General features: G+C 62.6%; 8 protein-coding genes. 3 read left to right on the forward strand and 5 right to left on the reverse strand.

Annotated features, from left to right (window positions below; all coding sequences use genetic code 11):
- Nucleotides 1-3: 3 nt before the first annotated feature.
- The 4 genes from KDX39_RS13200 to KDX39_RS13215 are packed head-to-tail and all read right to left on the reverse strand — an operon-like array spanning nucleotide 4 to nucleotide 4,638.
- Nucleotides 4-468 carry a response regulator gene (locus KDX39_RS13200; RefSeq protein WP_004881182.1) on the reverse strand — a complete coding sequence of 155 codons (465 nt, stop codon included), beginning with the start codon at nucleotides 466-468 and terminating at the stop codon, nucleotides 4-6.
- Nucleotides 465-2,792 (reverse strand): ATP-binding protein, encoded by a 2,328-nt coding sequence (locus tag KDX39_RS13205; protein ID WP_231660657.1) that lies wholly within the window; start codon nucleotides 2,790-2,792, stop codon nucleotides 465-467. The genes KDX39_RS13200 and KDX39_RS13205 overlap by 4 nt, the downstream gene beginning before the upstream one ends.
- On the reverse strand, nucleotides 2,789-3,457 hold the full coding sequence (locus tag KDX39_RS13210; RefSeq protein ID WP_231660658.1) for a response regulator: 669 nt from the start codon (nucleotides 3,455-3,457) through the stop codon (nucleotides 2,789-2,791). The genes KDX39_RS13205 and KDX39_RS13210 overlap by 4 nt, the downstream gene beginning before the upstream one ends.
- A complete protein-coding gene (locus tag KDX39_RS13215) occupies nucleotides 3,454-4,638 on the reverse strand; it encodes a sensor histidine kinase (RefSeq protein ID WP_231660659.1) in 1,185 nt (394 codons plus the stop codon). The genes KDX39_RS13210 and KDX39_RS13215 overlap by 4 nt, the downstream gene beginning before the upstream one ends.
- A gap of 197 nt (nucleotides 4,639-4,835) precedes the next feature.
- Between KDX39_RS13215 and KDX39_RS13220 the strand changes: the two genes are divergently transcribed.
- Nucleotides 4,836-5,363 (forward strand): SgcJ/EcaC family oxidoreductase, encoded by a 528-nt coding sequence (locus KDX39_RS13220; protein WP_231660660.1) that lies wholly within the window; start codon nucleotides 4,836-4,838, stop codon nucleotides 5,361-5,363.
- A gap of 70 nt (nucleotides 5,364-5,433) precedes the next feature.
- Here the strand turns inward: KDX39_RS13220 and KDX39_RS13225 are convergent, their stop codons facing one another.
- Nucleotides 5,434-5,970: an RNA polymerase factor sigma-70 gene (locus KDX39_RS13225; RefSeq protein WP_231660661.1), complete on the reverse strand. Its 537-nt coding sequence runs from the start codon at nucleotides 5,968-5,970 to the stop codon at nucleotides 5,434-5,436.
- Nucleotides 5,971-6,292: 322 nt separating this feature from the next.
- Here KDX39_RS13225 and KDX39_RS13230 point away from each other — a divergent pair, with 322 nt between their 5' ends.
- Together KDX39_RS13230 and KDX39_RS13235 are read left to right on the forward strand one after the other, a co-directional pair.
- Nucleotides 6,293-7,051, forward strand: coding sequence for a thioesterase II family protein (locus KDX39_RS13230; RefSeq protein WP_231660662.1), 759 nt, complete (start codon nucleotides 6,293-6,295; stop codon nucleotides 7,049-7,051).
- A gap of 93 nt (nucleotides 7,052-7,144) precedes the next feature.
- On the forward strand, nucleotides 7,145-20,164 hold the full coding sequence (locus KDX39_RS13235) for a non-ribosomal peptide synthetase (protein ID WP_269439895.1): 13,020 nt from the start codon (nucleotides 7,145-7,147) through the stop codon (nucleotides 20,162-20,164).
- Nucleotides 20,165-20,324: the final 160 nt, after the last annotated feature.

Here is a 20,324-nt window from a genome sequence, read left to right on the forward strand (position 1 = left end):
CGACTATTGCTGTGCCAGTGAGCGCGGCTGGCGCAGCAGTTCTATGTGCTCGGGCGGCACCAGTTTGCGCAGGGTTTTGTACAGCGCCCGTGTCTCCAGCAGGTTCCAGATCCGCAGCATGGTTTCCAGCGCATCAAGCGGTTTGCTGATGAAATCCCGTGCGCCCAGTGCGAGGGCGCGCAGGCGAGTGTCACGCGTGGCATCCGCTGTCAACACCATGATCGGCACATAGTCATTGGTGGGAATGCGCCGGTTCAGTTGCTCCAGGACGGCAAAGCCGTCGAACTCGGGCATGTGCAGGTCCAGTACCACCAGATCAGGCTCGAAGCTGTTGAACAGGTCCAGCGTACGCAAAGGCTCGGTGCTGCTCAGTACGTTCGTGAGTCCTTCCCGTGCGAGCAGTTGCTCCATCAACTCAAGGTTGGGGCGCTGATCATCGATGATCAGGATACGGAAGTCTCCGGTCATGTCGGCTCCGGTATGTATTGATCCAGATAGGCGAGAAAGGTCGGCACCTGGATGGGTTTGGTCAGGATGGCGGTTGCGCCGGCCGCTTGCAAGGTTCGCTGAACGGTATCGCTGGCGTCTGCGGTGATCATCAGGATCGGCGTATGGGCGGTCGCTGGCAGGCGTCTCAGACGCTGCAATACCTCAAGCCCCTGAAGATCCGGCAAGTTGAGATCCAGCAGGATCAGCTGCGGAGCGTGCTGCCTGGCGAGGTCCAGACCCAGTTGCCCTTGCATGCTCGACAGCAACCGGATGCCAGGCCTGCGCTGCAGCAGCGTTTCTATCAGCGCCATGCTCGACAGATTGTCCTCGATGCACAGCACTTTGCCGTGATAGTCGGCAGTGGCAGGGCGTTGCACCGTCGGGAGCAGTTCGGTCGGACGCGGTGCGGGGGCAGCGCCAGCCTGTACCTGAACGCGCGGCAGTCTGAGGGTAAAGCGGCTGCCCTGTCCCGGCGTACTCTGCACCGACAGTTGGCCCTGCATCATTTCCAGCATGCTTTTGCTCAGCGCCAGACCGAGGCCGGTGCCTTCGACATTCGGGTCGGCGCCCAGGCGCTCGAACGGTTTGAACAGTTGGTCGATACGCTCGTCGTCGATGCCGTGACCGGTATCGACGACGGTCACGGTCGTGTGCTCATCCAGTTGTTCGACTTCGATCTGCACCTGACCCTGGGGTCGGTTGTACTTGATGGCGTTGGACAATAGGTTGAGCAGCACCTGTATCAGGCGCTGACGGTCGGCAATCACGCCAAGTTCGTCCGGCATGTCTGGCAGTTCGACCAGCCGGATGTTGCCGTCCGCTGCCATCGGCGAAACCAGCACCAGCGCTTCCTGAAGCACTGCCGACAGGACAACCGGTTCCAGGCTCAGGGACAGGTGTCCGGCTTCGATTCGGGCGATGTCCAGCACCTCGTTGATCAGCTTCAGCAAGTGCTGACCGGCACGCAGGATATGCCCGACCTGCGGCCTCTGACTGGCCGTCGAGTCCATGTCCAGCAACTGGGCAAACCCCAGAATCGAGTTGAGCGGGGTGCGCAACTCGTGGCTCATGCGTGAAAGAAACTCGCTCTTCGCCCGGCTGGCCCGCTCGGCTTCTTCCCGGGCCGTACCCAGCGCGATCTCGGCTGCGCGGCGGTCGGTGATGTCGCGAGTGATCTTGGAAAAGCCGCGCAGCTCACCGTTGCCATCGTACTGTGCAGTGATGACCACACTGGCCCAGAAACGACTGCCGTCCTTGCGGCAGCGCCAGCCTTCTTCCATGTAATGCCCCTCGACCATGGCTTCATGCAACGCCATGTCCGGATGCTGCGGACACTCTTCGGGCTGGTAGAAAACAGAGAAGTGCTGCCCGATGATTTCCTGTTCGGTATAGCCCTTGATGCGCTCGGCACCGGCGTTCCATGTGGTGATGTAGCCTTGCTTGTCCAGCGCGAAAATGCCGTAGTCCTTCACGCCTTCGATGATGAGCCGCAGGCGTTCTTCGTTGTCCCGCAGGGCACGTTCGCGCTCGGCGAGCAGTTGCCCGGCCTCGACCAGGCGCGTACTCAACTGACCGATTTCGTCTTTCTCGGGAGGCTGCGGCAGCAGGGGATGCCCGAGCGCCAGACGCTGCGCGTTGCGCTGCACCTGCTGGACCCGAGTAACGATGCCCCGCGACAGCATGAGCACCGCCAGAATGGCGCCGATCATGCCGCACCCGGCAGCCAGCAGGGTCGACAGCAACAACTGCTGGCGAGTGGCCGACGCGGCGGCAGTCCGTTCGGCCAGCAGCTTGTCCTCGCGCTCGCGCATGGTGCTGATGCGTTCGCGCAACTGATCGAGCACGTATTTGTTTTCGATCAGGATGCGCGTGATGTTTTCCGGGACCTCCAGGCTGAGCGCCTGCAGTTTCGCCAGTCCATCCGCCTTGGCATGGATCAGGGGTTCGATCGACGTCAGGTACTCGCGCATCTGCTCGTCCTGAATATTGGCATCAAGCCGAATCAGCGCCGCGTCGATCAGTGGCTGTGCGTTCAGATAGCCAGGCAGGAAATCCGCCTGCCGGGTCAGCAGGTAACCGCGCACGCTGGCGGCCGCTTCGGCAATCTGGGTATGCACCGTCTGAATGTCACCCTGCACCAGCAGCGCGCGACGCACATCCTCTTCGGCCTGCGCGGTCTGACGCTCGGCGTGATAGATCAACCCCAGCGAGGACATCAGCACCACCAGCGGCATCGAAATCGCCAACAGTGCCTTGCCGCGCAGCGGGAGATCCTGCCAGCGACTGGTGGACAGAGCAGTCATTGCCAGTCGCCCGGAGCCTGTGTCACAAGGCCCAGCGCCACGCCACGCACGGCTGCCTGAGTACGATCCGATGCGCCGAGCTTGCCGATCACCTTTTCTACGTGAGCCTTGGCGGTACCGGTGGTGATGCCCAGTTTTTCACCGATTTCCCGGTTGCTGAAACCGCCTGCTACCAGCCCGAGCACCTGGCGCTCGCGAGGTGTAAGCGCTTCGGGCAGGGCGGCGCCGCTGGTGTTGCGTTCGGTCATGCGGCGCAGCAGACGTGCACTCACCGCGCTGTTCAGGGCTTCTTCACCACGGGCGACACGTTGCAGGCTGGCGATGACCTCGTCACGGCTGGCGTCCTTGAGCAGGTAGCCCACGGCACCCGCGCTGATGGCCGCTTCCAGATGATCGGTGCTGTCGTCCATGGTGAAGATCACCACTTTGAGCTTCGGCATGCGCTGCTGGAGAATCCGTGCCGCGCCCAGCCCGTTGAGTACCGGCATGCGGATATCGAGAATCGCGATGTCCGGTTGCAGCTCCTCGCAGAGGTCAATCGCCTGCTGGCCGTTGGCGGCCTGGCCAACCACTTCGAATTCCGGATGACCCGCCAGCAGCGAGACGAATCCGGTACGGGTCACTTCATGGTCGTCCGCAAGAACCAGTCGCAGGGTGTCAGTCATTGAATTGCCTTGTCAGCAGTGAAAGGGACGGTCGCGCGCAATCGCGTACCGCAATCGGGACGGCTGACACAGGTCAGGCGGCCACCCATCAGGCTGGCCCGTTCCTGCATGGCCACCAGCCCCAGTTTCTGAACGCCGCTGCCGTCGCTGCGCTGGTCGGTCACGAAACCCCGACCGTTGTCCTCGAGCAACAGCGACACGTTACTGTCACTGATGTCCAGCGCCAACTGCACACTGCCAGCCCCCGAATGCTTGAGCACATTGTTGATGCCTTCCTGAGCGATGCGGAACAGGCCGATCTCCAGGTGACTGGGCAGGCGGACCATCGAGCGTGAGCTCCAGTGCACGGCGATACCGGCTTCGCGCAGGCGGTCGGCTTCCTTGTCGACCGCTTGAAGCAGGCCGAAGTCATCGAGCACGGTAGGGCGCAGACCGCTGATCAGTTGCCGCCCTTCACCCACGCAATGCTGGGCAAGGTTGAGGATGGCCTGCAGGTCGGCACTCATCGGTTCGGGCAGTTCCGGACAGCGTCCCGCAAAGCCCTGCAGCCGCTGATGCAGTCCGGCGAGGGTCTGCGCCAGGCCGTCATGCAGGTCATAGGCCATGCGCTTGCGTTCGTCTTCCTGAGCGGTGAACAACTGATGCACCAGCTCGGACATGGTTCGCTCCCGCGCAACCAGCGCTTCGAGCAGGCGGTTGTTCTCCAGATGCGCCGCCAGCAGCGTGGCGAGCAGCTGCAGGGATTCAATGTCTTCGTTGTCCGGGGCGTTGATCCCGACGCTGTTGGCGAGCAGCAGAGTGCCGAATGCGCCTTCATCTGCACCACGCAACGGCAGCATCAGCACACTGGGCAATCTGGCTTGCGGGCAGTCCAGCCACTGCGGGCCGATGGCCAGCGTGTCGGCCACCTTGTCCATCGAGTTCAGACGTTCCTTGCTGCCATGGCTGGCCGTGATCGTGACCACGTTGTCGCTGTTCCACTCCAGCAACAGGCCGTGGTCCATGGCCACGAAGGCACATGCCCGTTGCAGCACGCGCTGGCGCATGGCTTCGGGCGGTAGCTGGGTCAGTTCCTGGCCCGTATCCACCAGCAGTCGCAAACGGGCAGCACGGCTTTGCGACTGGCGATACTGCGTGCGGATCGCCAGAGCGCTTGCCGGGTCATGAGGAGGGCTTTGCATGGGTAGGGCTCCAGCGAAGGGTGATGCGCGCGCGAGCACACCTTGAGTACTGCTATTAGAGCGCGTAAGGCGATTCTGCGCCTATCTGCCAGTTGGCATACGCAAATAACCCCGTTCGGCCGATGGATCAACCAGCGCATCAGGGCAAATTGGCAACCACTGAATCCCTGAACAGATCACCCCGAAGGAGAGTTGCGATGAAATTGAAATTGACCGCCCTGGCCATGTTCCTTGCTGTAAGCGCCCCAATGGTTCAGGCCGCTACCGAACCGGCCGGCGGTTACACCTATCGCATGGTGGCCGAGCAGCCAAGCAACGTAAATGATAGAGAGATTGCAGGTCTGTTTGATCGCTGGAACAAGGCGCTGAAAACCGGCAATTCGCAGACGGTGTTGTCCATGTATACGCCGGACGCGGTCCTGCAGCCGACAGTTTCGAACAAAGTGCGAGCCACCCCGGCCGAGATCAAGGACTACTTCGATCACTTCCTGACCCTCAAGCCGGTCGGTGAGGTCAACTACCGTGAAATCCGCCGTCTGGGTCCGGATGCAGCCGTGGACAGCGGTGTCTACACCTTCACCCTGACGTCGGCCGAAGGTAAGCAGAGCAAGGTCCAGGCTCGCTACACCTTCCTTTATCACCGTGTCGGCAACGAGTGGAAGATCTTGAACCATCACTCTTCGGCCATGCCGGAAGTGCAGCCTGAGTATCAGGTCAGCCGTTGATAAAAAGCGTCGAGCCAACATGAAAAAACCGGAGCCCAGGCTCCGGATTTTTTTGTCGCCTGAATAAGGCTCAAGGCTCGCTTCTGACGCCGTTGACCTTGCGACAGTGAATCAGCGCATCGCGAATCATGAAGTTGACCAGGGTAGGGGAGACGCCCAGTTCCTTGGCGATGTCTTTCTGCGGTACACCGTGCAGGCGGTACATCTCGAACGCGTAACGGGTCCGGGGAGGCAGCTCCGCGAGTGCGTCGGCGATTCTCTCCAGGCTCGAGAAGTTGATGTGCGAGGTTTCCGGCGAAGCGCCCTGAATCACCACATTCAAACCCTCTGCCTCGGGCCCGGTGTACCGCTGTTCCAGTGCCTGCTTGCGGTAGTGGTCGATGGCCAGATTGCGCACGATCTGAAACAGATAGCTGAGCTGTGCCTTGAACGTCAGCGTGACCTGAGGAGCCGAACGCAGCCTGAAAAACGCGTCTTGAACCACGTCCTCGGCGCGTGACCGACAACCCACGATGCGTGCGGCAATCTTGACCAACAGCAGGTAATTGTCGACGAAAGCCTGGAGTAACGGTGAGTCGCACTTGCTTGTGAATACTTGTTCCGTCATGGAATTCACCTTGCTGCAAAGTCATTGGAGGGGGAGCCGCCTTGTGAGCCGCGCCATCACGTGGGGCGATAAATTAGTCTTAATGATAATTATTGTCAAATGCGAAAGCGCATCAGCGCACTTTAAGGGTGCGATTCCGCACCGTGCGCTCGACACTCGTGCAGACCGGCCGAATGCGACTAATTATTTCCGAACGCCGTCCGTTCTCATGATGACAGGCCCGCCCATGGCGCAGGCCGGGATGACATCAGGAGAACACCATGCGTTTCGATCGCACGCATCGCGGCTTTTACACCGGATCCAATGGACGGACGGTCCTGATATGAACAGCTCCACAGGCCTGAAACTGTTCTGTCTGCCGTATTCCGGTGCCAGCGCAATGTTCTACAGCCCCTGGCGGCGCACCTTGCCGGACTGGCTGAATGTGCGCCCGCTGGAACTGCCCGGCCGCGGCATGCGCATGGCGGAGCCGTTGCAGACGGATATGGTGCAGTTGGCCGGTCAACTGGCCGACGAAATCGCAGCCGAACTCGATACCCCTTACGCGCTGTTCGGGCACAGCCTGGGTGGCCTGCTGGCCTTCGAGCTGGCCCATGCACTGCGCGCTCGAGGGCTGCCTGCGCCGCTGGCGCTGTTCACTTCGGCCACGGCAGGTCCTGCGCGCCGCGACGTCAGCGATTACGCGGTGGCCAGGACCGATGCGCAGTTGATCGACCGGCTTCGCACGCTCAAGGGCACCCGCGAAGAGGTCATCGCCAACGACGAACTCATGCAGATGATGCTGCCGATCCTGCGTGCCGATTTTCTGCTGTGCGGCAGCTTTGTCTATGGCGTGCGCGAGCCGCTGCATATCCCCATTCACGTGTTCGGCGGCAAGCAGGACAGCGTCAGCGTCGAAGAGCTGCTCGACTGGCAGGAAGACGCCGCGACGGGGTTTTCTCTGGACCTGTTCGAAGGTCATCACTTCTATCTGGTCGACGAGCAGGCCCGGTTGCTACGCCATCTGCGGCGTTACGCCGAACAACACTTGACTCGGTGGCGCAACAGCGCTGCGCGGCACCTGACCCGCGCAGCCGGCTGATGCCCGCTCGCCCGACGCGTCGCTGATCCTGCGACGCGCCTTTTTTGATACCCAGACCCGCTCTGGCAAGCCGAATCCAGCAGGAAACCCATCATGGACGCTTTCGAACTCCCCGACACTCTGGCCCAGGCGCTGCAACGTCGCGCTGCGAAAACGCCTGACCAACTGGCGCTGCGTTTTCTCACCGACGAAAACAGCCAGGGCCTGGTGTTGACCTACCGTGATCTGGACCTGCGCGCACGCACCATCGCTGCCGCGCTGAAGCGTGAGGCTGCGCCGGGAGATCGCGCGATTCTGCTGTTTCACAGCGGGCCTGACTATGTGGCGGCGTTCTTCGGCTGTCTGTACGCCGGGGTTATTGCGGTGCCAGCCTATCCGCCGGAATCCAATCGCCGTCATCATCAGGAACGCCTGCTGTCGATCATCGCCGATGCCCAGCCGCGTCTGCTGCTGACCGGTTCCGACCTGAAACCCGCGTTGCTGCAAATGGACGAGCTGGCGGCAGCCGATGCGCCGCAACTGCTTTGTGTCGACACGCTGGACAGTACTCTGGCCGATGGCTGGCAAGGACCCGGTTTGCAGCCCGATGACATCGCCTTTCTGCAGTACACCTCCGGCTCGACTGCCTTGCCCAAGGGCGTGCAGGTCACGCACGGCAATCTGGTTGCCAATGAAATACTGATTCGCCACGGCTTCGGCATCGACCTCAACCCTGACGATGTGATCGTCAGCTGGCTGCCGCTTTACCACGACATGGGCCTGATCGGCGGTCTGTTGCAGCCGATTTTCAGTGGCGTGCCCTGTGTGCTGATGGCCCCGGCGTACTTTCTGACGCGCCCGTTGCGCTGGCTGGAGGCGATCAGCGAATACGGCGGCACCATCAGCGGCGGACCGGACTTTGCCTACCAGCTGTGCAGCGCGCGTGTCAGCGAGTCGGCGCTGGAGCGTCTGGACCTCAGTCGCTGGCGCGTCGCGTATTCCGGCTCCGAGCCGATCCGTCAGGACAGCCTCGATGCGTTCTCCGACAAGTTCGCCAGTTGCGGCTTCACCCCCGACAGCTTCATGGCGTCCTACGGGCTGGCCGAGGCCACGCTTTATGTGGCCGGTGGCAAGCGCGGCCACGGCATTCCTTCGTTGCGTCTGGACGAAGCGGCGCTGGCGCGCAATGTCGTGGAGCTGGGCGAGGGCAGCCCGGTGATGAGTTGCGGCACCGGTCAGCCGGGGCACGGCGTACTGATCGCCGATCCGGGCACGTTGCAGGTGCTGGACGACAACCACGTCGGTGAAGTCTGGGCGACGGGTCCCAGCATTGCCCATGGCTACTGGCGCAACCCTGAAGCAACGGCGAAAACCTTCGTCGAACACGACGGCCAGACCTGGCTGCGAACCGGCGACCTGGGTTTTCAGCGTCACGGCGAGTTGTACATCACCGGCCGCTTGAAAGACATGTTGATCGTGCGTGGTCAGAACCTCTATCCGCAGGACATCGAGAAAGTCATTGAGCGCGACGTCGATGTGGTGCGCAAAGGCCGTGTCGCAGCGTTTGCTGTGACTCAGGCCGGGATCGAAGGCATCGGCATCGCGGCTGAAGTCGGTCGCAGCGTGCAGAAAATTCTGCCACCGGAAGCGCTGATCAAGGCCATTCGTCAGGCGGTGGCCGATGCGTTTCAGGAAGCGCCGACAGTCGTCGTACTGCTCAACCCTGGTGCGTTGCCGAAAACCTCCAGCGGCAAGCTGCAACGTTCTGCCTGCCGCACGCGTCTGGCCGATGGCAGTCTGGACAGCTATGCGGTGTTCCCGGAAGGCGACTCGAGTCAATCCGTGCAGGCGGCATCGACTGGCTCCGATTTGCAGGCAAAAATCGCCAACGTCTGGTGTGATCAGCTTCAGCGCGAGCAGATCGGCGCGGATGACCACTTCTTCCTGCTGGGCGGCAACTCGATTGCCGCGACTCAGGTGGTGGCGAAGCTGCGTGAGGTGCTGGGCATCGACCTGAGCCTTCGGCTGCTGTTCGAAGCGCCAACCCTGGGCGCCTTTGTTGCGCAGATTGAAGCGCTGCAACTCGCTGCACAGCAGGGCGACGCGCCCGGCGAAAACGTCATCACCCGCCTGCCGGGCAACCAGCACTTGCCGCAATCCCTGGCGCAGAACCGTCTGTGGTTTGTCTGGCAACTGGACCCACAGAGCAGTGCCTACAACATTCCTGGCGGATTGCACTTGCGTGGCGAGCTGGACCGCACGGCCTTGCGCGACAGTTTTCAGCAACTGATCGAGCGCCATGAATCGTTGCGTACCCGCTTCTACGAACAGGACGGCGTAGCGCTGCAACGTATCGACCCGGCCGGGGAATTTCAGTTGCAGGTGCTGGACATCAGTGGTCTGTCTGGCGACGAGCGCCAAACCCGCGCGCGGGCTATTAGCGAAGAGCAGGCGCGCCAACCGTTCGACCTGCAAAACGGTCCGTTGCTGCGTGTGACGCTGGTGCAACTGGACGACGAAGAACATCAGTTGCTGGTAACACTGCACCACATCATCGCCGACGGCTGGTCGCTGAACGTGCTGATCGACGAATTCTCGCGTCTTTACGCTGCGGCTGTTCAAGGTCAGTCGGTTGAACTGGCCCCGCTGGCGCTGCGTTATGCGGACTACGGCCAGTGGCAGCGCGAATGGCTTGCGCGTGGCGAGGCCGGGCGTCAGCTCGAGTACTGGAAGCAGCAACTGGGCGACGAACAGCCAGTGCTGGCACTGAACACCGATCATCCGCGCTCGGTGCGCCAGCAGTACAGCGCCGACCGCTACAGCCTGCGTCTGAGTGCCGAGTTGAGCGCCGCCTTGCGTAACACCGCGCAAGCCTGGCAATCGACGCCGTTCATGCTGTTACTGTCCAGCTTCCAGACCCTGTTGCATCGCTACAGCGGACACACCGACATTCGCGTCGGAGTGCCCGGTGCCAACCGCCCGCGTCACGAAACACAAGGCATGATCGGCTTCTTCATCAACACGCTGGTGTTGCGCGCGAAGCTCGATTCGCGCCAGCCATTTTCGGCGCTGCTGGCCCAGACCCGTCAGACGGCGCTGGACGCCCAGGCTCATCAGGACGTGCCTTTCGATCAGTTGGTCGAGGCCTTCCCGCAGGCTCGCGAGCACGGTCTGTTTCAAGTCATGTTCAACCATCAACAGCGCGACCTGAGTGCCTTGCGCCGCCTGCCGGGATTGCTCGCCGACGAGTTGCCATGGCACAGCCGCGAAGCCAAGTTCGACCTGCAACTGCACAGCGAGGAAGACCGGAACGGACGTCTGACGCTGTCTTTCGACTATGCCGACGAACTGTTCGAGCGCGACACCATCGTGCGCATGGCGCAGCACTATGTGCAGGTGCTGACTCAGGTCGGTCAGCAGGCACAGATTGCGTTGGGGGATCTGCAGCTGCTCGGCGATGACGAGCAAACTCAACAGCGACAGTGGAGCAGTGCGCCCTGTGCGCCAGCGACACAATGGTTGCCCGAACAGCTCAATCGGCAGTTCCGCGAGACCCCTGAACGTATTGCGCTGATGTGGGAGGGCGGCAGCCTCGACTTCGCCAGTCTGCACACTCAGGCCAACCGTCTGGCGCACTATCTGCGCGACAAGGGCGTGGGGCCGGACATCAAAGTTGCTATCGCCGCCGAACGCTCACCGCAGTTGCTGATTGGTTTGCTGGCGATTCTCAAGGCCGGTGGCGCTTACGTGCCACTGGACCCGGATTATCCGACCGAGCGCCTCGCTTACATGCTCAACGACAGTGGCGTTGAACTGCTGTTGACCCAGAGCCATCTGCTGGGCGATCTGCCAAGTGCCGAGGGTATCTGCACGGTCGCGATGGACGCACTGAATCTGGAAAGCTGGCCGGTGAGTGCGCCGGGTCTGCATCTGCAGGGCGATAACCTTGCGTACGTGATCTACACCTCAGGCTCCACCGGGCAGCCCAAGGGCGTCGGCAACACTCATGCCGCATTGGCCGAGCGCCTGCAATGGATGCAGGCGACCTACGCGCTGGATGACACTGATGTGCTGATGCAGAAAGCGCCGATCAGCTTCGACGTGTCCGTGTGGGAGTGTTTCTGGCCGCTGATCACCGGTTGTCGATTGCTGCTGGCCGGTCCCGGCGAGCATCGCGATCCGCAGCGCATCGCGCAATTGGTCAAGGATTACGGCGTCACCACGCTGCACTTCGTGCCACCGTTGCTGCAGGTGTTCATCGACGAACCGCTAGCCCGGCAGTGCGACAGCCTGCGCCGTCTGTTCTCAGGGGGTGAAGCGCTGCCGAGTGAGCTGCGCAACCGGGTGCTGGAGCAATTGCCGAACGTGCAGTTGCACAACCGCTATGGCCCGACCGAAACCGCGATTAACGTCACTCACTGGCATTGTCAGCGGGCGGATGGGGAGCGCTCACCAATCGGCCGTCTCTTGGGCAACGTGCTGTGCCGGGTGCTGGACAACGAACTGAATCAGGTGCCGCAGGGCGTTGCGGGTGAACTGTGCGTGGGTGGCATCGGTCTGGCGCGGGGCTATCTGGGTCGTCCTGCGCTGACGGCCGAGCGTTTCGTGGCCGATCCGCTGGGCAAGGCGGGTGAGCGGCTGTATCGCACCGGCGATCGGGTGCGCTGGACCTCCGATGGTGCGCTGGAATACCTGGGGCGTCTCGATCAGCAGGTCAAGCTGCGCGGTTTCAGGGTCGAGCCGCAGGAAATCGAAGCGCGTCTGCTGGCTCTGCCGGGTATCGGCCAGGCGGCAGTGCTGGTGCGCGAAACGGTTGCCGGTCCGCAATTGATCGGCTATTACACCGCAGCCCTTGAGGGCGAAAGCGGCGCTGAACAGGCTGAATGCATCAAGTCTGCGCTGGCGCTGGAACTGCCGGATTATATGGTCCCCTCGCAATTAGTGCGTCTGGACAGCATGCCCCTGAGCCCGAGCGGCAAGCTCGACCGTCGCGCCTTGCCCGAACCGCAATGGCAGACCCGCGAGCATGTCGAGCCGCAGTCGGCGCTGGAGAAACAGATCGCAGCCATCTGGCGTGAAGTGCTGGGTGTGCCGCGTGTTGGCTTGCGGGATGACTTCTTCGCGCTGGGCGGCCACTCCTTGCTGGCAACCCAAATCATCTCTCGGGTGCGTCAGGCCTGTGACATCGACCTGCCGCTGCGCACGCTGTTCGAATCCAGCGAACTGGGTGCCTTCGCCGAGCAGGTCGAGGCCATTCAGGCGTCCGGCGTATGTGGCAGTCTGCAGCCGATTGCCCGCGTCGACCGCAGTCAGTCGGTACCGTTGTCCTATTCGCAGCAACGCATGTGGTTCCTTTGGCAGATGGAGCCGGACAGCCCGGCCTACAACGTCGGCGGTATGGCGCGCCTGAACGGCGTGCTGAACATCGAGCATTTCGACGCCGCGCTGCAAGCGCTGATCCTGCGCCACGAAACCCTGCGCACTACCTTTCCGAGCGCTGATGGCGTGGCGTACCAGAAAGTCTCGGAGCAGACCGGTCTGCAGATGCGCTGGGAAGACATCTCTGCGCTGCCTGCCGAGGTACGTCAGCAGCGGCTTCAGACACTGGCCGACCGTGAAGCGCATCAGCCGTTTGATCTGGAAACAGGGCCGCTGCTACGTGCCTGTCTGGTCCGGGCGGGCGAGCTGGAACATTACTTCGTCCTGACCCTGCACCACATCGTCACCGAAGGCTGGGCGATGGACATTTTCGCGCGCGAACTGGGGCTGCTGTACGAAGCGTTTCTTGACGGCAAGCCGTCGCCGCTGGAATCGCTGGCGGTGCAATACCTGGATTACAGCGTCTGGCAGCGCCAGTGGATGGAAGCGGGTGAACGCCAGCGCCAACTGGACTACTGGATGGCGCAGCTGGGCAACGAGCATCCGTTGCTGGAGTTGCCCGGCGACCGACCACGTCCGCCGGTGCAGAGCCATCAGGGCGAGTTGTACCGTTTTGATCTGCAAGCCGGTCTGGCGGCAAAGGTACGCGCTTTCAACGCACAGAACGGCCTGACCCTGTTCATGACCATGACCGCCACGCTGGCGGTGCTGCTCTACCGTTACAGCGGCCAGACCGACCTGCGCATCGGCGCGCCGGTGGCCAACCGGATTCGCCCGGAAAGCGAAGGCCTGATCGGCGCGTTCCTCAACACCCAAGTACTGCGCGTGCAGCTCGACGGGCAGATGAGTGTGGCGCAGTTGTTCGAACAGGTCAGGCACACCGTCATCGAAGGCCAGTCGCATCAGGACTTGCCGTTCGACCATCTGGTCGAAGCGCTGCAACCGCCACGCAGCGCGGCCTACAACCCGCTGTTCCAGGTGATGTGCAACGTGCAGCGCTGGGAATTCCAGCAGAGCCGTGAGCTGGCCGGCATGACGGTCGAGTATCTGGTCAACGATGCGCGGGCGACCAAGTTCGACCTCAATCTGGAAGTTACCGAACTGGATCATCGTCTGGGCTGCTGCCTGACTTACAGCACCGACCTGTTCGACGAACCGCGTATCGCCAAAATGGCCGGGCACTGGCTCAATTTGCTGCAAGCCCTGCTGGCCGATCCGCAGCAGCGCCTCAGCGAACTGCCGCTGTTGCAGGACGCCGAGCGTCAGCAGTTGCTCGACAGTCTGGGCGTCGAGGCGGGCGAGCAGCGCCTGGATCAGTGCATTCATGAGCTGTTTGCCGAGCGGGCGCGTCTGCGTCCGAATGCGCCAGCCCTGACTTTTGCCGGTGAAACCCTGAGCTACGCCGAGCTGGATAGCCGGGCCAACCAACTGGCGCGGGTGCTGCGCGAACGGGGTGTCGGGCCGCAGGTGCGTGTCGGTCTGGCGCTGGAGCGCTCGTTGCACATGGTGATCGGCCTGCTGGCGATCCTCAAGGCCGGTGGCGCCTACGTGCCGCTGGACCCGGAATACCCGCTGGAACGCTTGCAGTACATGATCGAAGACAGCGGTGTCGGCCTGCTGTTGAGTGATCGTGCGATGTTTGCCGCACTCGGCGAGTTGCCTGACGGCGTGGCACGCTGGTGTCTGGAGGATGACCTGCCATTGCTGGAGGGCTACCCGCACGACGAATTGCCGCTCCTCAGCCTGCCGCAGCATCAGGCATACCTGATCTACACGTCCGGCTCGACCGGCAAGCCCAAAGGCGTGGTGGTGTCCCATGGCGAAATCGCCATGCACTGCCAGGCGGTGATTCGCCGTTTCGACATGCAGCCTGATGACTGCGAGCTGCACTTCTATTCGATCAACTTCGATGCTGCTACCGAACGTTTGCTGGTGCCGCTGCTTGCTGGCGCACGCGTGGTATTGCGGGCTCAGGGCCAGTGGGATGCCGAAGAAATCTGCACCCTGATCCGCGAACAGCAGGTCAATATCCTTGGTTTCACGCCCAGCTATGGCAGCCAGTTGGCGCAATGGCTGGCGACCCAGGGCCAGACCCTGCCGGTGCGCATGTGCATCACCGGTGGCGAAGCGTTGACCGGTGAACACCTGCATCGCATACGTGCGGTGTTCCAGCCCGAGCTGTTCTTCAACGCCTACGGCCCGACCGAAACCGTGGTCATGCCGCTGGCCAGTCTGGCCCCGCAGCAGTTGCCGGAAGGTGAAGCGAGCGTGCCGATCGGTCGTGTGGTCGGGGCGCGGGTTGCGTACATTCTCGATGCCGATCTGGCGCTGGTGCCGCAGGGCGCGAGTGGCGAGTTGTACATCGGTGGTCCGGGTCTGGCCCAGGGGTATCACCAGCGTCCGGGCATGACCGCCGAGCGCTTCGTGGCTGATCCGTTTGCCGGGCGGGGCGGGCGTCTGTATCGCACCGGCGATCTGGTGCGCCAGCGTGCCGATGGGCTCGTCGAATACCTGGGCCGAATCGACCATCAGGTGAAGATTCGCGGTTTCCGCATTGAATTGGGCGAAATCGAAACCCGACTGCTGGAGCACGAAGGTGTTCGCGAGGCCGTGGTGCTGGCGCTGGACACGCCCTCCGGCAAGCAACTGGCGGGTTATCTGGTCAGCGAAGTAGCGGCGCAGGGCGACGAGCAGCGGGCCCGCTTGCGCGAATCGCTCAAGTCGCACCTCAAGGCGCAATTGCCCGACTACATGGTGCCTGCGCACCTGATTCTGCTGGACAGCATGCCGCTGACGGCCAACGGCAAGCTTGACCGCCGGGCCTTGCCCGCGCCGGACCCGGAACTCAACCGCCTACAGTACGTGGCGCCGGTAAGCGACCTTGAGCAGCAACTGGCCGCCATCTGGTGCGCGGTGCTGAACGTGACGCAGGTGGGACTCAACGACAACTTCTTCGAGTTGGGCGGCGATTCGATTTTGTCCATTCAGGTGGTCAGTCGGGCACGTCAGGCCGGTATTTATTTCACACCACGTGATCTGTTTCAGCATCAGACCGTATATACCCTCGCAGCCGTGGCAACGACTCAGCAATTGATCCAGGCCGAACAGGGACTGGTGACCGGCGAATCGGGCTTCACGCCGATTCAGCACTGGTTCTTTGACACGCCGATTCCGACGCGTCAGCACTGGAATCAGGCGTTGGTGCTGGAACCTGTTACCCGACTGGATGCACCTACGCTGGAACTTGCGTTACGCGCCGTGCTGGAACAGCATGACGCACTCAGGTTGGGATTTACGGAGCAAGGCGGTCGCTGGACAGCCGTGCATCGTGCTTCGCACACGGAGGATGCGCTGGTAATTCAGGCGCAGGTGACTGATCCGGGGGAATGCGTCGAGTTGTTCGAGCAGGCTCAGCGCAGTCTCGATCTACAGAACGGTCCGCTGTTGCGTGCCGTGCTGGTGGATGAGCCGCAAGGTCAGCAACGCCTGTTGGTGGTCATCCACCACCTGGTGGTGGATGGCGTGTCGTGGCGCGTGTTGCTCGATGACGTGCAGACGGCGTATCGGCAGCTCAATGAAGCGGTGCCGGTTCGCCTGCCGGCCAAGACCAGTGCCTTCCGGGACTGGGCGAGTCGCCTGCAGGCCTACGCCGGCAGCGAGTCGTTGCGTGAAGAGCTTCAATGGTGGCAGCGCCAGCTCAGCGGTCCGACCGCAGCGTTGCCGGGCCATGCCCAGCAGGGCGGTCAGCAGAATCGTCACGCCCGAACCCTCAGCGTGCGATTGGATTCCCGTAGTACCCGGCACCTGCTGCAACAGGCACCGAGCGCCTACCGGACCCAGGTCAACGACTTGCTGCTGACCGCATTGGCGCTAGTAGTGTGTCGCTGGAACGGTCAGGCCTCGACCCTGATTCAACTCGAAGGCCACGGCCGCGAAACCCTGTTCGACGACATTGACTTGACCCGCACCGTGGGCTGGTTCACCAGTGCCTATCCGTTACGCCTGACACCGGTCCTCGATCACGCAGAACCGGGCGAATCGATCAAGGCGATCAAGGAACAACTGCGTCAGGTCCCGCACAAGGGGCTGGGTTACGGTGTGCTGCGCTACCTGGCCGATGACAGCAGCCGCAGGGCCATGCAGGCCTTGCCCGTCGCTCCGATTACCTTCAACTACCTGGGCCAGTTCGATCAGAGCTTCGACGGCGATGCCTTGTTCCGGCCGCTGGAGACGTCAGCCGGTGCGGCCCACGATCCTGATGCGCCCTTGCCCAACGAGCTGAGCATCGACAGTCAGGTGTATGGCGGTGAGCTGGTGCTGCGCTGGACCTTCAGTGCCGAGCGCTTTCAGCCCGAGGCCATCGAAGCCCTGGCACAGGATTACCTGAACCAGTTGCAGGCGTTGATCACCCATTGCCTGACCGAAGGCAGCGGCGGACTGACGCCGTCGGACTTCCCCCTGGCCGAACTGGATCAGGTGCAGCTGGACGCGTTGCCGGTTCCGGCGTCCCGGATCGAAGACGTTTACCCGCTGACCCCGATGCAGGAAGGGATGCTGCTGCACACGCTGCTGGAACCCGGCACAGGTCTGTATTACATGCAGGACCGCTATCGCATCAACAGCGCGCTGGACCCGCAACGGTTTGCGCAGGCGTGGCAGGCTGTGATCGCTCGGCATGAAGCGCTGCGCGCCTCGTTCTGCTGGGACATCGGCGAAACCATGTTGCAGGTCATTCACAAACCGGGCAGCACGCCCATCGATTACCTGGACTGGCGTGACGTGGCCAGCGACCAGCAGGAACCACGCTTGCAGGCGCTGCTCAAGTCCGAGCGCGAGACCGGGTTCGATCTGCTGCGTCAGCCGCCATTCCACCTGCGCCTGATCCGCGTGGACGAGGCGCGTTACTGGTTCATGATGAGCAATCACCACATCCTCATTGATGCGTGGTGCCGCTCGCTGCTGATGAACGATTTCTTCGACATCTACACCGCGCTGGGCGAAGGTCGCGACGCACAACTGGCCCCGGCGCCACGTTATCGCGATTACATCGGCTGGCTGCAACGCCGGGGGCTGGCGCAGGCGCGTGACTGGTGGCGACAGAACCTGGCGGGGTTCGAGCGGCCGACTCCGATTCCGAGCGACCGTCCGTTCCTGCGCGAGCACGCCGGAGACAGTGGCGGCATGGTGGTCGGCGACTGCTACACGCGCCTCGATGTGGCCGACGGCGTGCGGTTGCGCGAACTGGCGCAGCAGCACCAACTGACCGTCAACACCTTCGCCCAGGCCGCGTGGGCCTTGACCCTGCGGCGGCTGAGCGGTGATCGCGACGTGGTGTTCGGTGTCACCGTGGCAGGCCGCCCGGTGGAGTTGCCGCAGATGCAGCGCACGGTCGGGCTGTTCATCAACACCATTGCGCTGCGCATCGGCATGCCGGGCGATGGCCAGCGTTGCAGCGTACGTCAGTGGCTGAGCCAGTTGCTGGACAGCAACATGCAATTGCGCGAGTACGAATACCTGCCGCTGGTGACCATTCAGGAAAACAGCGAACTGCCCAAGGGCCTGCCGCTGTTCGACAGCCTGTTCGTGTTCGAGAATGCGCCGGTGGAAGTCTCGGTACTGGACCGCGCGCAAAGCCTGAACGCCACCTCCGATTCCGGCCGAACCCACACCAACTACCCGCTGACGGCGGTCTGCTACCCCGGCGACGACCTGGGCCTGCATCTGTCCTACGACCAGCGTTACTTCGACGAGTCGACCGTGCAGAGCATGCTCGGTGAATTCAAGCGCCTGCTGCTGGCGCTGGTCGAAGGCTTCCATGGCGACATGGCCGAACTGGCGCTGCTAGGCGAACCGGAACGTGAGTTTCTGCTCCACGGCTGCAACCAGAGTGCGCGCGCCTATCCGCTTGAGCGCAGCTACGTCGAGCTGTTCGAGGCGCAGGTGGCCGAGCATCCCGAGCGCATCGCCGTGAGCTGTCTGGAGCATGCCTCAAGCTATGCCGAACTGAACGACGCTGCCAATCGACTGGGCCATGCCTTGATCAACGCCGGTGTCGGCTTTGATCAGCCGATTGCGCTGTTGGCCGAGCGCGGGCCCGAGCTGTTGGGCATGATCATCGGCAGCTTCAAGGCCGGCGCCGGTTACCTGCCGTTGGACCCGGCGCTGCCGAATCCACGCTTGAGCGGGATCATCGGCCAGAGCCATACGCCGGTTCTGGTGTGTACTGAACAGTCTGTTCAGCAGGGCAGGGCGTTGCTGGAGGCGCTGCCCGAAGACAAACGTCCTCAGTTGCTGGTCTGGGAAGCCGTGCAGCGGCAGGCAACGGCGCAACACAATCCGGGACGTTACAGCGCCCCGGACAACCTGGCCTATGTGATCTTCACATCGGGTTCCACCGGGCAACCGAAAGGCGTGATGGTCGAGCAGCGCGGCATGCTCAACAACCAGTTGAGCAAGGTGCCGTATCTGGACCTCAGCGCCACGGACGTGATTGCCCAGACCGCTTCGCAAAGCTTCGATATCTCGGTCTGGCAGTTCCTCGCTGCGCCGCTGTTTGGCGCACGGGTCGACATTGTCCCCAACGACATCGCTCGCGATCCTCAGGCGCTGCTTCAGCATGTGCAGGCGCAGGGCATCAGCGTGCTGGAAAGCGTACCGTCGCTGATCACCGGTCTGTTGGCCGAAGAGCAGGCGACGCTCGACGGCCTGCGCTGGATGCTGCCGACGGGCGAAGCGATGCCGCCGGAACTGGCCAGTCAGTGGCTGCAGCGCTACCCGAACATTGAATTGGTGAATGCCTACGGTCCGGCTGAATGCTCGGACGACGTGGCGTTCTTCCGGGTCGATGCGGCGTCCACGCGCAGCCCGTACCTGCCCATCGGCTTGCCGACCGACAACAACCGTTTGTACGTGCTCGATGAAGCGCTGGAGCTTGTGCCGCTGGGCGCGGTGGGTGAGCTTTGCGTGGCGGGTACAGGGGTCGGACGCGGGTATGTCGGCGATCCGCTGCGCACTGTGCCGGTGTTTGTGCCCAACCCGTTCGGTGCGCCGGGCGAGCGGCTGTATCGCACCGGTGATCTGGCGCGGCGTCGCGGTGATGGCGTGCTGGAGTACGTCGGTCGGGTCGACCATCAGGTCAAGATCCGCGGCTACCGCATCGAACTGGGCGAGATCGAAACCCGCCTTCAGGAACACGCCGCGATTCGTGAATCGGTGGTTCTGGATATCGACGGTCCGCTGGGTAAGGTCCTCGCTGCCTACCTGGTCCCCAACGGTGTAGTGCAGGATCCCGACGCCTTGCGTGATGATCTGAAAACCCGGCTCAAGGCCAGTCTGCCGGACTATATGGTGCCCTCGCACCTGGTGCTGCTGGAGCAGATGCCGCTGACCCCGAACGGCAAGCTGGACCGCAAGGCCCTGCCTGCGCCCGACGTCAGCCAGGCACAGCAGGACTATGTCGCGCCACAGAGCGACATGGAGCAGCAACTGGCGACGATCTGGGCCGATGTGCTGAAGATCGAGCGGGTTGGCATCACCGACAACTTCTTCGAACTGGGCGGGCATTCACTGCTCGCCACGCAGGTAGTCACGCGTGCTCAGAAGCAGCTTCAGCGCAACGTACCGCTGCGGGCGATGTTCGAGTTCAACACCGTGCAGGCCCTGGCGCAGCATCTGGAAAGTCTGGGCGGGCCGAAGGTCGATGAGCAGAAGTTCGACCGGCTGGCCGACCTGATGGCGGAACTGGAAGGGCTCTGACCGGCCTGTCGTCGGGCCGTCGGCTTTGCGGATGAAAAACTCGTGATCGAGTGTAAATCCGCAGGCCTGCGGCGCGTTTTCAATGGAAGGAACAGATGCCTGAGCCGCCCGGGTCTCACACCCGCCGACTAAGGCCATTCAAACGGTTTCGCTCATCAAA

Source organism: Pseudomonas sp. CDFA 610, assembly GCF_021147865.1.
In the GTDB taxonomy this organism is placed as follows: Bacteria; Pseudomonadota; Gammaproteobacteria; order Pseudomonadales; family Pseudomonadaceae; genus Aquipseudomonas; species Aquipseudomonas alliivorans.

What these genes read in the sequence shown, in the direction of transcription:
- KDX39_RS13200 (WP_004881182.1), bottom strand. Translation starts at nt 468, where the DNA reads ATGACCGGAGACTTCCGTATCCTGATCATCGATGATCAGCGCCCCAAC.
- KDX39_RS13205 (WP_231660657.1), bottom strand. Translation starts at nt 2,792, where the DNA reads ATGACTGCTCTGTCCACCAGTCGCTGGCAGGATCTCCCGCTGCGCGGC.
- KDX39_RS13210 (WP_231660658.1), bottom strand. Translation starts at nt 3,457, where the DNA reads ATGACTGACACCCTGCGACTGGTTCTTGCGGACGACCATGAAGTGACC.
- KDX39_RS13215 (WP_231660659.1), bottom strand. Translation starts at nt 4,638, where the DNA reads ATGCAAAGCCCTCCTCATGACCCGGCAAGCGCTCTGGCGATCCGCACG.
- KDX39_RS13220 (WP_231660660.1), top strand. Translation starts at nt 4,836, where the DNA reads ATGAAATTGAAATTGACCGCCCTGGCCATGTTCCTTGCTGTAAGCGCC.
- KDX39_RS13225 (WP_231660661.1), bottom strand. Translation starts at nt 5,970, where the DNA reads ATGACGGAACAAGTATTCACAAGCAAGTGCGACTCACCGTTACTCCAG.
- KDX39_RS13230 (WP_231660662.1), top strand. Translation starts at nt 6,293, where the DNA reads ATGAACAGCTCCACAGGCCTGAAACTGTTCTGTCTGCCGTATTCCGGT.
- KDX39_RS13235 (WP_269439895.1), top strand. Translation starts at nt 7,145, where the DNA reads ATGGACGCTTTCGAACTCCCCGACACTCTGGCCCAGGCGCTGCAACGT.